Origin of the sequence: Melaminivora jejuensis (assembly GCF_017811175.1) — a bacterium.
GTDB lineage: Bacteria > Pseudomonadota > Gammaproteobacteria > Burkholderiales > Burkholderiaceae_C > Melaminivora > Melaminivora jejuensis.
This window is the reverse complement of the sequence record NZ_JACWIJ010000002.1, coordinates 2,014,670-2,027,833: the sequence shown is the minus strand read 5'-3', so window position 1 is coordinate 2,027,833 and position 13,164 is coordinate 2,014,670. Positions and strand designations below refer to the sequence as shown.

Here is a 13,164-nt window from a genome sequence, read left to right as displayed (position 1 = left end):
GCCTGCCGGCCTTTTCTGTCGGCTGAGCCAGCGCCAGCCGGTGCGTTTTCACGCCACTTTCCGTCCCTTCAGCCGCCATGCCCGAACTGCCCGAAGTCGAGGTCACTCGCCGCAGCTTTGCCGATGCCATCACCGGCGCCAGCGTGCAGCAGGTCAGCCTGGGCAAGCCGCTGCGCTGGCCGCTGGGTTGCGCGCCGGAGACCCTGGCCGGGCGGCGCGTGACGGATGTGCGCCGACGCGGCAAATATCTGCTGCTGGAACTCGACGGTGGCGCTGGCGGATTGCTGCTGATGCACCTGGGCATGTCGGGTAGCCTGCGCTTCGCGCCCGAGCTGCCGCCGCCCGGCAAGCATGATCATTTCGACCTGACGACCGAGCGCGGCACGCTGCGCCTGCACGATCCGCGCCGCTTTGGCGCCGTGGTCTGGGTGACGGGGCTGGATGACGAGCGCGCGCGCAAGCTGCTGGACGGCCTGGGCATGGAGCCGCTGGATGAAGCGCAGTTCGACCTCGCCGTCTTCCACGCCGGTCTGCGCGCCAGCCGCGCGCCCATCAAGCAACTGCTGCTGGCGGGCCGGCTGGTGGTGGGCGTGGGCAACATCTATGCCAGCGAGGTGCTGCACCTGGCCGGCATCCGGCCCACTGCAGCAGCCTGCAGCATCGGCCCGGTGCGCGCCCGGCGGCTGCACGCGGCCATCCGCCAGGTGCTGGAGCGCGCCGTGGAGCGCGGCGGCACGACGCTGCGCGACTTTGCCAGCGCCGACGGCAGCGCTGGGCACTTCCAGACCGAAACTCGCGTCTATGGCCGCCAGGGCCAGCCCTGCCCGGGCTGCGGCCAGCCGGTGCAGATGCTGCGCCAGGGCCAGCGCAGCACCTTTTTCTGCCGACGCTGTCAGCGAAACTGAAGTTTCAAGGCCAGTGCTATATTGGCCGCCGACTTCCGGCTCGCCTGAGCCGGCCAGCCCACGTGCCCCTGCGGGCACGCCGCCAGACCCTTATCTCCAGCGCAAGCCCAGTGGTACCTTCCTTCAACGAACAGTTTGACCAGCACGGCGCCTGGCGACGTGCCTTTGCCCAGCAGCTTGGCCAACTGGGCCAGTGGATGTCGGCGCACGACCTGATGAGCGCTGCCGTGCAGGAGCGCCTGCACAACCTGGAGGAGCAGGTGCGGCGCGACAAGGTGATGGTCGCTTTCGTGGCCGAGTTCTCGCGCGGCAAGTCCGAACTCATCAACGCCGTGTTCTTTGCCGGCTATGGCCGGCGCATCATGCCGGCCAGCGCCGGGCGCACCACCATGTGCCCGACCGAGATCGGCTACGAAAGCGGCACGGCGCCCAGCCTGCGCCTGCTGCCCATCGAGACGCGCCTGCAGTCGCAGGGCCTGGCCGAGTGGCGTATGCGCACCGACCGCTGGGTCGAGGTGCCGCTGGACATGGACGATGCCGCGCAGCTGGCCGGTGCGCTGGAGAAGGTCTCGCAGGTGCGCCGCGTGCCGGTGGACGAGGCACGTGCCCTGGGTTTCTGGCAGGACGAGGGCGGCGACGACAACCCCGTGCCCGACGCCGCTGGCCTGGTCGAGGTGCCCATGTGGCGCCATGCGCTGATCAATATTCCCCACCCGCTGCTGGCCCAGGGCCTGGTCATCCTGGACACGCCCGGCCTGAACGCCGTGGGCGCCGAGCCCGAGCTGACCATCAACCTGATCCCGCAGGCCCATGCCGTGGTCTTCATCCTGGGGGCCGACACCGGAGTGACGCGCTCGGATCTGGCCATCTGGCGCGAGCATCTGGGCGAGGCTGCCGCGCAAGAGGCCCGCCTGGTGGTACTCAACAAGATCGACACGCTGTGGGACAGCCTCAGCTCGCCCTCGCAGGTGCAGGCGCAACTGGAGCGCCAGTGCCATACCTCCGCCGAAATGCTGGGTGTGCCGCTGTCCCGGGTGGTGCCGGTGTCGGCGCAAAAGGGCCTGGTGGCCAAGATCCAGTGCGACGACGTGCTGCTGGAGGCCAGCGGCCTGCCGGCGCTGGAGGAAGCGCTGGCCGAGGGCATCGTCGGGCGGCGCCAGGCCATCCTGCATGCCACCGTGACGGCCAGCGTCCAGGCGCTGCACGAGCAGGCCCAGCGCACCATCAATGTGCGCCGGCGCGATCTGGACGACCAGATGCTGGAGCTGCGCAGCCTGCGCGGCAAGAACGCCTCGGTGATCGACGCCATGCGCGTGCGCATCGAGCAGGAGCAGCAGGAGTTCGAGGCCAGCGCCGCGCGCATCCAGGCAGTGCGCGCCGTGCAACTGAAGATGCTGCGCGAGCTGTTCCGCCAGCTCGGGGCGCGTTCGCTCAAGGCGCAGCTGGTGCCGCTGACCGAGGCGCTGACCCCCGCCGGCCTGAAGCTGGGCGTGCGCAAGGTCTATGCCGAAACCTTCGCCGGTGCGCGCGCCATCGTCGAGTCGGCGCAGACCACCGGCATCGAGATCCAGGCCATGCTGGCCGGCACCTTCCGCCAGCTCAATGCCGAGCACGGCTTTTCACTGCAGGTGCCGCCAGCGCCGGAGCTGGGTTCGTTCAGCCTGGATCTGCGCGAGGTCGAACAGCGCCACCTGCAATACGTCGGCATGGGCAACACCTTGCGCCTGGCGCAGCCCGAATTCACCCAGCGCCTGCTGCGCGCACTCAACCTGCGCCTGCGCACTGTCTTCGAGGGCGCGGCCACCGAACTGGAGCAGTGGAGCAAGGCCGCCACGGCGCAGCTGGACGTGCAGCTGCGCGAACGCAAGAACAGCTTTGCGCGCCGCATCGAGGCCGTGACGCGCATCCAGACCGCCGCCGAGAGCCTGGCCGAGCGCATCGCCGAGCTGGAGGACAGCGAGCGCTACCTGAACGAGCTGCAGGCCCGCCTGGATGCGCTCACCGGCGCGCTGCTGCAACTGCCGGGCGATGAGCCGGCGGGTGCGCGCGCTGTGGACATCGACCTGTCCGAGCCGCTGCAGCAGCCCGCATGACCCAGCCCACATGACCCGGCCGGTCGATGCGGGCGGCAGCATTGCCGAGCGCGTCGTGCGCTGGCAAGGCGCGCACGGGCGCCACCATCTGCCCTGGCAGAACACCCGCGAACCCTACCGCGTCTGGCTGTCGGAAATCATGCTGCAGCAGACCCAGGTAGCCACGGTGCTGGGCTACTACGAGCGCTTCCTGCAGCGCCTGCCCGACGTGGCCAGCCTGGCCGCAGCACCGCTCGACGAAGTGCTGGCGCTGTGGAGCGGCCTGGGCTACTACAGCCGGGCGCGCAACCTGCACCGCTGTGCGCAGGTGGTGATGGCCGAGCACGGCGGCCAGTTTCCGCAAAGCGTCGAGGCCCTGGCGGCGCTGCCCGGCATCGGCCGCTCGACGGCGGGGGCGATTGCCGCGTTCTGCTTTGGCGTGCGTGCGCCCATCCTGGATGCCAACGTGCGCCGCGTGCTGACCCGGGTGCTGGGTTTCGCCGACGACCTGGCGCGCCCGGCCAATGAGCGACTCCTGTGGCAACGCGCCGAAGCATTGCTGCCATCGCCCGACAGCGACCTGGCCGCCACCATGCCGCGCTACACCCAGGGCCTGATGGACTTGGGCGCCGGCATCTGCCTGCCGCGCCAGCCGGCCTGCCTGCTGTGCCCGCTGCAGGACATCTGCGTGGCACGGCGCGATGGCCAGCCCGAGCGCTACCCGGTGCGCACGCGCACGCTCCGGCGCAGTGCCCAGGCCTGGTGGCTGCTGCTGCAGCGCGACGCCGCAGGCCGCATCTGGCTGCAGCGCCGCCCGGGTGCCGGCATCTGGGCCGGGCTGTATTGCCCGCCGGTCTGGGACAGCCGCGAGGCACTGCTGGCGGCGCTGGGGCTGGAAGAGGACAGCGCAGCGGTGCAGGAATTGCCGGCCTTCACCCATGTGCTGACGCATCGCGATCTGCATCTGCATCCGGTGCTCGCGCCAGGTGCTGCGGCAGCCGTGCAGGAAGACCAGCCGGGCGGCTGGTACGACGCTGCCCAGTGGGGCGCCCTGGGCCTGCCGGCGCCGATCCGCAGCCTGTTGGATGGCCTGGCGGGGGACATGGCCTGATGATTGCAGAGGCCGAAAATTTCATTCTTTTCGGCCTCAAACCCTTGCCCAGCAAGCGCTGACAGCTATCAATTTTGAGATTCCGGGCGCTTCTATAACCCATCGAGCTCCCGGTGCCGGCGCAGCGTGTTCCAGCGTCCGGCAAAGCGCTGCACCAGTTGCTCGACCAGATAGACCGAGCGGTGCTGCCCGCCCGTGCAGCCGATGGCCACGGTGACGTAGCTGCGGTGGTTGCGCGCCATGGCCTGCAGCCACTGGTCGAGGAACTGGCCGATGTGCTCCAGCATCAGTTGCACCTCGGGCTGCTGGCGCAGGTAGTGCGCCACCGGCTCGTCGCGCCCGGTGAGCGGACGCAGCAGCGGCTCGTAGTGCGGGTTGGGCAACATGCGCACGTCGAACACATAGTCCGCATCCAGAGGCACGCCGCGCTTGAAGGCAAAGGACTGAAAGACCAGGCTGAGGCGGTCGGGCGGCACCGGCAGCAGGCTTTTCACGTATCCGAGCAACTGCGCCGGGCGCAGCAGGCTGGTGTCGATGACGTGCGACTGTTCGCGCAGCTCGGCCAGTAGCTCGCGCTCCAGCTCCAGGGTCTGCTCCAGTGCCTGCTGGCCGCCCTGCAGCGTCTCGCAGCTCAAGGGGTGGCGCCGCCGCGTCTCGGAAAAGCGCCGCAGCAGCGTGTCGGTGGAAGCGTCCAGGAACAGCGAGCGCACGGCCACGCCCTGGCGGCGTAGCTGCGCCAGCTCGCGCGGCACCAGGGGCAGGGCGGTGGCGCTGCGCACGTCCATGGCCACGGCGGCGCGGTGCCCGTGCCGCGCGTGCTCCAGCGCCACGAAGGCGCCCAGCAGCTCGGGCGGCAGGTTGTCCACGCAGTAGTAGCCGGCGTCCTCCAGCGCGTGCAGGGCCACGGACTTGCCCGAGCCGGACATACCGGTGATGACGGTGATCTCCAGCGTCATGGCGCTGCCCTGGTCGTGCTGGCGCCGCAGCGGCCTTCGAGCATCTCGCGGGCGTGGGCCAGTGTGGTGGCCGACTGCTGCTGCCCGCCCAGCATCCGCGCCAGCTCGGCCACGCGCGCGTCGCCGCTGGCGCTGTGTACGCTGCTGGTGGTCTCCTGCGCGCCCTTGTGCTTGGCGACGACCAGGTGCTGGTCGGCGCAGGCGGCAACCTGGGGTAGATGGGTCACGGCCAGCACCTGGCGCGCATGGCCCAGCTGCTGCATCAGCCGGCCCACGGTCTCGGCCACGGCGCCGCCCACGCCAGTGTCCACCTCGTCGAAGATCAGCGTCGGCGCCTCGCCCAGCTCGCTGGTGGTGACCGAGATGGCCAGCGCGATGCGCGACAGCTCGCCGCCCGATGCCACCCGGCCAATGGGCCGCGCCGTCATGCCGGGGTGGCTGCTGACCAGAAAGGCCACCTGATCGACACCCTGCGGGCTGGGTTCGGCGACGCTGAGCTGCACTTCGAAGCGCCCGCCGGTCATGCCCAGACCCTGCATGGCCTGGGTGATGGCGGCGCTCAGCTGCGGCGCGGCCCTGGCACGCCGCTCGCTCAGCGCGCGTGCGGCCTTGTCGTAGGCGCTGGCGTGGCGCTGCTCGGCGGCTTCGAGCGCCTGCAGGTCGGCGGCGTCGTCCAGCCGGCGCAGCTCCTCGCGCCAGCCGGCCAGCAGCTGGGGCAGCTCCACGGGCGTGCGCCGGTAGCGGCGCGCCAGGTGCAGCCACTGCGCCAGGCGCGCGTCGAGCTGGGCCAGCTCCTGCGGGTCGGGGTCGGCATGGCGCAGATAGCCCTGCAGCGAATGCACCACGTCGCTGGCCTGGGCGATGCACGAGGTCAGCACCTCGCCCATGGCGCGAAACGCTTCGTCCACGTCCTCGTAGCCCTGCAGCAGCTCCTGCGCCTGGGCCAGCGCGCTCAGGGCGGCGCTGGCCATGTCGCCGCTTTCCTCGCCGCCCTGCAGCAGCGCCAGCGCGCCCTGGGCGCTGTCGATCAGCGCCTGGGCGTTGGACAGGCGGGCGTGCCGGGCGTTGAGCTCTTCCCATTCGCCCTCGGCGGGCTGCAGCTTGTCCACCTCGCCGATCTGCCACTGCAGGCGCTCGCGCTCCTGCGCCAGCGTGTCCTGCGCCTGGCGGGCGCGCTCCAGCGCCCGGCCAGCCTCGCGCCAGTTGCTCCACAGCGGCTGCAGGCCATCGGTCTGCACGCCGGCGTAGGCGTCCAGCAGGGCGCGCACGGCATCCGGGCGGGTCAGGCTCTGCCAGGCGTGCTGGCCGTGGATGTCCAGCAGATAGACGCCCAGGGCGCGCATCTGCGTGGCCGTCACCGGCGTGCCGTTGATCCAGGCGCGGCTGCGGCCCTGCACATCCACCGTGCGGCGCAGCAGCAGCGTGTCCTGCGCCTCGATGCCAGCCTCCTCCAGCCAGTCGGCCACCACCTGGGCGCTACCGGCGCTGTCCGGGTCGAACTCGGCGCTGATGTCGGTGCGCTGCGCGCCCTCGCGCACCACGCCGGCGTCGGCGCGCGCACCCAGGAGCAGCTGCAGCGCGTCGATCAGGATGGACTTGCCGGCGCCAGTCTCGCCGGTGAGCACGGTGAAGCCGGGTTGCAGCTCCAGCTCCAGCGCGCGCACGATCACGAAATCCGAGAGCGTGATGCGCCTCAGGGCCATGGTCAGGAACCTCCCTCGTTCCAGCGCAGCTTCTTGCGCAGGGTGGAAAAATAGCTCCAGCCGCGTGGGTGCAGAAAGCACACCCGGTGCGCCGAGCGGTGTACCAAGATGCGGTCGCCGTGCTGCAGCGAGGCCAGCGACTGCATGTCGAAACTGGCGCTGATGTCGCGTCCGCCCACCACCTCGATGGCCACCTTGTTGGCGTCCGACAGCACGATGGGCCGGTTGGACAGGGTGTGCGGCGCGATCGGCACCAGCACCCAGCCGGGGATCGACGGGTGCAAGAGCGGCCCGCCCGCCGACAGCGCATAGGCCGTCGAGCCGGTGGGCGAGGCGACGATCAGGCCGTCGGCGCGCTGATTGGCGACGAACACGTCATCGACCTCGATGCGCAGCTCGACCATGCCCGAGGTCGAACCGCGGTTGACCACCACGTCGTTGAGCGCCAGCGCCTCGAACACGCACTCGCTGCCGCGCATGACGCAGCCGTGCATCAGCGGGCGCACGTCCTCCTCGTACTCGCCGTGCAGGATGGGCTGCAGCGCCGCCTGGTAGCTGTCCAGCGGAATGTCGGTGATGAAGCCCAGCCGGCCCTGGTTGATGCCTACCAGCGGCGTGCCGAAGCTGGCCAGGCGCCGGCCCACGCCCAGCATGGTGCCGTCGCCGCCCACTACCAGGCACAGGTCGCACTGGCGGCCAATGCCATCGACATCCAGCGTGGCGTAGTCGGTCAACTCCAGGTGGGCTGCAGTTTCCTCCTCCAGCGCCAGCTCGCAGCCCTGAGCGATGACGAAGCGGGCGATGCAGTCGATGATCTCGCGCGAGCCGCTGGCGGCAGGGCCGGTGGCGGGGCGCTGGTATTTGCCGATGAGGGCGACGCGGCGGAAGATGGGCTTCATTGCCCGGAAATTACATCACTAAAATGCCCCGATGCTGGACGATCGTGCCAAGGTGTTGCTCAAGGCGCTGGTGGAGCGCTACATCGCTGAGGGCCAGCCAGTGGGCTCGCGCACGCTCTCGCGCGCCTCGGGGCTGGAGCTGTCGCCGGCGACCATCCGCAACGTCATGGCCGACCTGGAAGAGCTCGGCCTGATCGCCAGCCCGCACACCTCCGCCGGGCGCATCCCCACCGCCCGGGGCTATCGGCTATTCGTGGACACCATGCTCACCGTGCAAAAGGGCGAGTTCAAGGGCGAGCTGCCGGCGCTGCAGCTCATGCCCGAGCAGCCGCAAAAGGTGATCGCCAACGCCGCGCAGCTGCTGTCCAACCTGTCGCAGTTCGTCGGCGTGGTCATGGCGCCGCGCCGCGCCTCGGTCTTTCGGCACATCGAATTCCTGCGCCTGTCCGAGCGCCGCCTGCTGGTCATCATCGTCTCGCCCGACGGCGACGTGCAAAACCGCGTCATCTTCACCGAGGTGGACTACGAGCAGTCGCAGCTGGTCGAGGCGGCCAACTTCCTGAACACGAATTACGCGGGCCTGGCCATGGAGCAGGTGCGCGAGCGCCTCAAGGGCGAGGTCGAGCGCCTGCGCGGCGAGATCGGCGCGCTGATGCAGGCGGCGCTGAGCGCCGGCACCGAGATGAGCCAGTCGCAGGAGGAAGTGGTGTTCTCGGGCGAGCGCAACTTGCTGTCGGTGAGCGATTTTTCCAGCGACATGGACAACCTGCGCCGCGCCTTCGACCTGTTCGAGCAGAAAACGCAGATCCTGCGCCTGCTGGACATCTCCAGCCGTGCCGAGGGGGTGCGCATCTTCATCGGCGGCGAGAGCCAGGTCGTGCCGTTCGAGGAGCTGTCGGTGGTCAGCGCGCCGTATGAGGTCGATGGCCAGGTGGTGGGCACGCTGGGTGTGATCGGCCCCACACGCATGGCCTACGACCGCATGATCCAGATCGTGGACATCACCTCCAAGCTGGTCTCCAACGCGCTGAGCCACCGCAAGTGACGCCTGGCCCGGCCCGGCGCCCCTACAATGGCGGCCCGCCGCAGCCCATTCGGGGCCTTGCCGGCCCACCCGGGGCGTTAGCTCAGTTGGTCAGAGCAGGGGACTCATAATCCCTTGGTCGCAGGTTCAAGTCCTGCACGCCCTACCAATCAAATCAAGCACTTGGGCCGGTTCTTCGGGGCTGGCCCTGGTGCTGCGCGAAGCACGGCGCTGGCGCAACACCCGGCAACACCTGTCAGGCAGCGTGCCAGAATCCGCCGCATGAGTGCGAACCTCTCCTCATCCGCTGCCGACCCGCAGTTGAGCAAGCTCGAAGCCAGCGTTGCCGATGTGGGCCAGCAGCTCTACCGGGCTGCGCTGGGGCCGGTCAATGCAGACCGCTATCTGAACGCTTTTGCGCGCCTGGACGCGACCGGACGCCTGTTGCCCAGCTGGAACTGGGCCGCCGCCGTCTGCCCGCCGGCCTGGATGGTGTTCCGGCGCCTGTGGCTGGAGCTGGGAGCGTATCTGGCAGGCCTGGCCGTGCTGCTGCTGGCCGGCTGGGTGCTGCTGCGGGTGGGTGCCGGCCTGCCCGCGCCGGTGCTGGCTGGGGTGCTGCTGGCCGGTGGCCTGCTGGCCTGTGTGCTGCCGGGCCTGTATGGCGATGTGCTGGTGTATCGCCAGGTGCGCCGCCGGATTGCCCAGGTCGTGGATGCCGCACCCACCATCAGCGATGCCGTGGCCCGGCTGGAGCGTCAGGCAGCCACGAAGAACTGGCTGCTGGCCGTCGCTGCCGGCGCTGCGCTGCTGGCACTGGCGGCGCTGGCCGCCCTGTGGCTGGCCATGGGCGATGCAGTGCTCGACCAGGGGCCGGATCGCCTGGTGCATGAGCCAGTCGAGCCAGCTGGGCTGGCCCCGGCAGCAGCACCCTTGCCGCAGCCGCCGGCACCCGCCCTGGAGCCAACAACCGAGCGAGCGCTCGAAACAGCCATGGAACCGGCCACGGAGCCGGCGACGGCACCTGCGGCAGGAGCGGCTGCTGGATCGTCGGATACGGAACCGTCGGCGGCGCTGCCGGCCACAGCGCCCGAGGCCGCGCCGCCAGAGACCGCGGCCGCGCCAGCCATCGCTCCTGCGGCGCTTGCAGCTGTTCCCCCGGGTGCGCGCCCTGCAGCCTCGGCTGCCCCGCCAGCGGCAGCACCGGCGCGGTCTGCGCCACCGGCACAGCCCACCAAGGACACCAAGGACACCAAGGCCGCAAAGGCCACCAGGGCCGGCAAGGACACGAAAGCCGCAAAGGCCAGCAGGCCCGCGCCAACCCCGGAAGCCGCAAAAGAGCCGTCGGCAGCACCGGCGGCACAGGCCGAGGCCGCCCGGGCCGGGGCTGCCGAGGCGGCGGCCACGCAAAAGCGGCGCCTCTACATCAATGTCGGCACTTTCGCCAACCGGGACAACGCCCAGCGTGCCCATGCCCAGTTGCTGCTGGCCGGTCTGCCGTCCAGGACGCAGGAAATACGCCAAAAGAGTGGGCGGCGCCTGCAGCGCGTGCGTGTCGGGCCGTTCGAGACGGCCAGCGAGGCCAACGAGGCTGCCGCCCGCGTGCGTGAGCTGGGGCTGGAGGGCGTGCCGGCAGTGGCGGCTGATTGACCCGCGACAGGCGCAACCAGGGCTGCCAGCCGACCAGCTCGTGCGTCAATCGGGCAGGAACAGCGCCTGCAGATCGCTCAGGAAGTCGAAGCCGCGTTCGGTGGGCCGCACGTATTCCATGTCGCGCTCGATCAGGCCGCGCGCCTCGGCCTGCTCCAGCCCGCGTGCGATGGCGGTGACCGCCAGGCCGGTGCTGGCGCTGAAGTCGGCCAGGGCAAAGCCGTCCTTCAGGCGCAGCGCGTTGAGCATGTACTCGAATGGCAGGTCGGCGCGGCGCACGTCCTCGTCCTGCGCCATGGGCTGGCCGGCCAGCGCCTGCTCCATGTACCGGCGCGGCTCGCGAAAGCGCGTCTGGCGCACGATGCGGTGGGCAAAGCTCAGCTTGCTGTGCGCGCCCGCGCCAATGCCCAGGTAGTCGCCGAACTGCCAGTAGTTGCGGTTGTGCACACTCTCATGCCCGGCCCGGGCGAAGGCCGAGATTTCATAGCGCCGCAGGCCCGCCGCTGCCGTCAGCTCGGTGATGCGGTCGAGCATGGCGTAGGCCTCGTCGTCTTCGGGCAGGCCGGGCGGCGGGTGCTTGGCGAAAAACGTGTTCGGCTCCACGGTCAGGTGGTAGATGGACAGGTGCGGCGGGGCGTGCGCCAGGGCGGTGGCCACGTCCTGCTCCAGCTGCGCCAGGCTCTGGCCGGGCAGGGCGTACATCAGATCCAGGTTGAAGGTCTCGAAGGCCTCGGCGGCCTCTTGCACGGCGGCCAGGGCCTGCGCGCGGTCGTGTACCCGGCCCAGGGCGGACAGGTGCGCGTCGTTGAAGCTTTGCACGCCGATGGACAGCCGCGTCACGCCGGCGCTGCGGTAGCCGCGAAAGCGCTCGCGCTCGAAGGTGCCGGGGTTGGCCTCCAGGGTGATCTCGCTGCCCGGCTCCAGCAGCAGGCGCGCGCGGATGGCGGCCAGCAGCCGGTCGATGGCCTCGGGCGCCAGCAGGCTGGGCGTGCCGCCGCCGATGAAAACGCTGTGTACGGTGCGGCCCCAGATCAGCGGCAGGGTGGCCTCCAGGTCGGCGGTCAGCGCGTCCAGGTAGCGCTGCACCGGCAGTTGCTCGCTGCCGCCACGTGCCTCGTGCGAGTTGAAGTCGCAGTACGGGCACTTGCGCAGGCACCAGGGGATGTGGACGTACAGCGACAGCGGCGGCAGGCTGCTCAGTTGCAGCAGGCCGGGGCGCAGGTAGTGCTGCACATCGCGCACCGGAGCGGCCGCAGGGGCGGCGGGCTGGAGGGGCAGGGTGGTCATGCGCCGATCATGGTGCAGAACGCTCAAGGTAGATAAAAAAAGGGTCTTTTTGCCTGAAAACCCTTGTCTAGCAAGCGTTGGCAGCTATCTTTTTTGAGAGCAAGCAGGGTGGGTCAGAACCAGTTCTCGCGCATCAGCTCCAGCATCTGGCGCGTGGCGCGGCCACGGTGGCTCAGGGCGTTCTTCTGCTCGGCGGGCAGCTCGGCGAAGGTGCGGCCCAGCGCGGGCAGCTCCATGATGGGGTCGAAGCCGAAGCCGCCGGCGCCGCGCGGCGCGCGCGCAATGCTGCCGGCCACGCGGCCTACGGCGATCAAAGGCTCGGGATCGGCGGGGCTACGCACGGCCACCAGGGTGCTGACCATGGCGGCGCGGCGGTCGTCGATGCCGGCCATCTGCTCCAGCAGCGCGCGCACGTTGTTGGCATCGCCCTTGGTGTAGCCGAACTGCGTGGCGTAGTGGGCGGTCTGCACGCCGGGCAGGCCGCCGAAGGCGTGTACGCACAGGCCAGCGTCGTCGGCCAGTGCCGGCAGGCCGGTGTGGGCGGCGGCAAAGCGCGCCTTGGCCAGGGCGTTCTCGACGAAGGTGTGAAACGGCTCCTCGGCCTCGCCCACGCCCAGCTCGGCCTGGGCGATGAGCTGCACGCCCAGCGGAGCCAGCAGCTGCTGCAGCTCGGCGAGCTTGCCGCGGTTGTTGGAGGCGAGTACCAGTTGCATATCTGAAATAATGGTCAAATCGGGCTGAAAGTCTTGTGGGACAAGCGGTTGCAGCTATCAAATTAGTAGTTTTTCAACGAGTGCCTGGCGCTGCAGTGCGACCAATTGGGTGATGCCGCCCTCGGCCAGGTTCAGCAGCGCATCGAGTTCGCGGCGGGCAAAGGCGGCGCCCTCGGCCGTGCCTTGCACTTCCACGTAGTGCCCGGCGCCGGTCATCACCACGTTCATGTCGGTATCGCAGGCCACGTCCTCGGGGTAGTCCAGATCGAGCAGCGCCGCGCCCTGCACCATGCCTACGGAGACGGCGGCCACGGCGTCGGTGATGGGCGAGGCGGCCAGCTTGCCGGCGGCCAGCAGCGCGCTCACGGCGTCATGTGCCGCGACCCAGGCGCCGGTGATGGCAGCGGTGCGCGTGCCGCCGTCGGCCTGCAGCACGTCGCAGTCCAGGGTGATGGTGCGCTCGCCCAGGGCCTGCAGATCGAACACGGCGCGCAGACTGCGCCCGATCAGGCGCTGGATCTCCTGCGTGCGCCCGCTTTGCTTGCCGCGTGCGGCCTCGCGGTCGCTGCGCGCGTGCGTGGCGCGCGGCAACATGCCGTATTCGGCGGTGACCCAGCCGCCGCCGCTGCCCCGGCGGTGCGGCGGTACCTTTTCTTCGACCGAGGCGGTACACAGCACGCGCGTGCGACCGAATTCGACCAGCACCGAACCTTCGGCGTGCAGGGTGTAGCCGCGTGTCAGGCGCACGGCGCGCAGGGCATCGGCGGCGCGACCGGCGCTGCGCGCAAAGGGAGCTGGGGCAGGGGTCATGGGGCGGGGCTTTCTTCGGGGCGGTGCGGCCTGGGCG

The 13,164-nt window shown here is 70.1% G+C and carries 11 protein-coding genes and 1 tRNA gene; 6 read left to right on the top strand and 6 right to left on the bottom strand.

From position 1 onward, the window contains the following. Nucleotides 1–77: 77 nt before the first annotated feature. The 3 genes from mutM to mutY all read left to right on the top strand — a co-directional run bounded on the left by mutM (nucleotide 78) and on the right by mutY (nucleotide 4,088). A complete protein-coding gene (gene mutM / locus IDM45_RS09615) occupies nucleotides 78–905 on the top strand; it encodes a bifunctional DNA-formamidopyrimidine glycosylase/DNA-(apurinic or apyrimidinic site) lyase (RefSeq protein ID WP_209422644.1) in 828 nt (275 codons plus the stop codon). Nucleotides 906–1,015: 110 nt separating this feature from the next. Continuing rightward, complete coding sequence (locus IDM45_RS09610; RefSeq protein WP_209422643.1) at nucleotides 1,016–2,998, top strand: dynamin family protein; 1,983 nt, start codon at nucleotides 1,016–1,018, stop codon at nucleotides 2,996–2,998. Between the two features lie 10 nt (nucleotides 2,999–3,008). Next, nucleotides 3,009–4,088 (top strand): A/G-specific adenine glycosylase, encoded by a 1,080-nt coding sequence (mutY, locus tag IDM45_RS09605; RefSeq protein ID WP_209422642.1) that lies wholly within the window; start codon nucleotides 3,009–3,011, stop codon nucleotides 4,086–4,088. 92 nt (nucleotides 4,089–4,180) lie between these two features. On the opposite strand, the gene rapZ is transcribed toward mutY, so the two are convergent. The 3 genes from rapZ to IDM45_RS09590 are packed head-to-tail and all read right to left on the bottom strand — an operon-like array spanning nucleotide 4,181 to nucleotide 7,646. Continuing rightward, nucleotides 4,181–5,044, bottom strand: a complete 864-nt coding sequence (gene rapZ / locus IDM45_RS09600; RefSeq protein WP_209422641.1) for an RNase adapter RapZ — start codon at nucleotides 5,042–5,044, stop codon at nucleotides 4,181–4,183. After that, nucleotides 5,041–6,747 (bottom strand): DNA repair protein RecN, encoded by a 1,707-nt coding sequence (recN, locus tag IDM45_RS09595; RefSeq protein WP_209422640.1) that lies wholly within the window; start codon nucleotides 6,745–6,747, stop codon nucleotides 5,041–5,043. Before recN ends, rapZ begins: the two co-directional genes overlap by 4 nt. Nucleotides 6,748–6,749: 2 nt before the next feature. Beyond that, nucleotides 6,750–7,646 carry an NAD kinase gene (locus IDM45_RS09590; RefSeq protein ID WP_209422639.1) on the bottom strand — a complete coding sequence of 299 codons (897 nt, stop codon included), beginning with the start codon at nucleotides 7,644–7,646 and terminating at the stop codon, nucleotides 6,750–6,752. Nucleotides 7,647–7,677: 31 nt separating this feature from the next. Between IDM45_RS09590 and hrcA the strand changes: the two genes are divergently transcribed. The 3 genes from hrcA to IDM45_RS17940 all read left to right on the top strand — a co-directional run bounded on the left by hrcA (nucleotide 7,678) and on the right by IDM45_RS17940 (nucleotide 10,317). After that, nucleotides 7,678–8,691, top strand: coding sequence for a heat-inducible transcriptional repressor HrcA (gene hrcA / locus IDM45_RS09585; protein ID WP_209422638.1), 1,014 nt, complete (start codon nucleotides 7,678–7,680; stop codon nucleotides 8,689–8,691). A 71-nt stretch (nucleotides 8,692–8,762) separates the two neighbouring features. Beyond that, a tRNA-Ile gene (locus IDM45_RS09580) sits at nucleotides 8,763–8,839 on the top strand. Nucleotides 8,840–8,952: 113 nt separating this feature from the next. After that, nucleotides 8,953–10,317, top strand: coding sequence for an SPOR domain-containing protein (locus IDM45_RS17940; protein WP_209422637.1), 1,365 nt, complete (start codon nucleotides 8,953–8,955; stop codon nucleotides 10,315–10,317). A gap of 45 nt (nucleotides 10,318–10,362) precedes the next feature. Here the strand turns inward: IDM45_RS17940 and hemW are convergent, their stop codons facing one another. From hemW to rph, 3 genes are all read right to left on the bottom strand, one after another. Continuing rightward, complete coding sequence (gene hemW, locus IDM45_RS09570; protein WP_209422636.1) at nucleotides 10,363–11,604, bottom strand: radical SAM family heme chaperone HemW; 1,242 nt, start codon at nucleotides 11,602–11,604, stop codon at nucleotides 10,363–10,365. Nucleotides 11,605–11,717: 113 nt separating this feature from the next. Next, entirely contained in the window at nucleotides 11,718–12,317 is a 600-nt protein-coding gene (rdgB, locus tag IDM45_RS09565) for an RdgB/HAM1 family non-canonical purine NTP pyrophosphatase (RefSeq protein WP_209422635.1), read from the bottom strand. 57 nt (nucleotides 12,318–12,374) lie between these two features. Beyond that, entirely contained in the window at nucleotides 12,375–13,127 is a 753-nt protein-coding gene (gene rph, locus IDM45_RS09560; protein ID WP_209422634.1) for a ribonuclease PH, read from the bottom strand. Nucleotides 13,128–13,164: the final 37 nt, after the last annotated feature.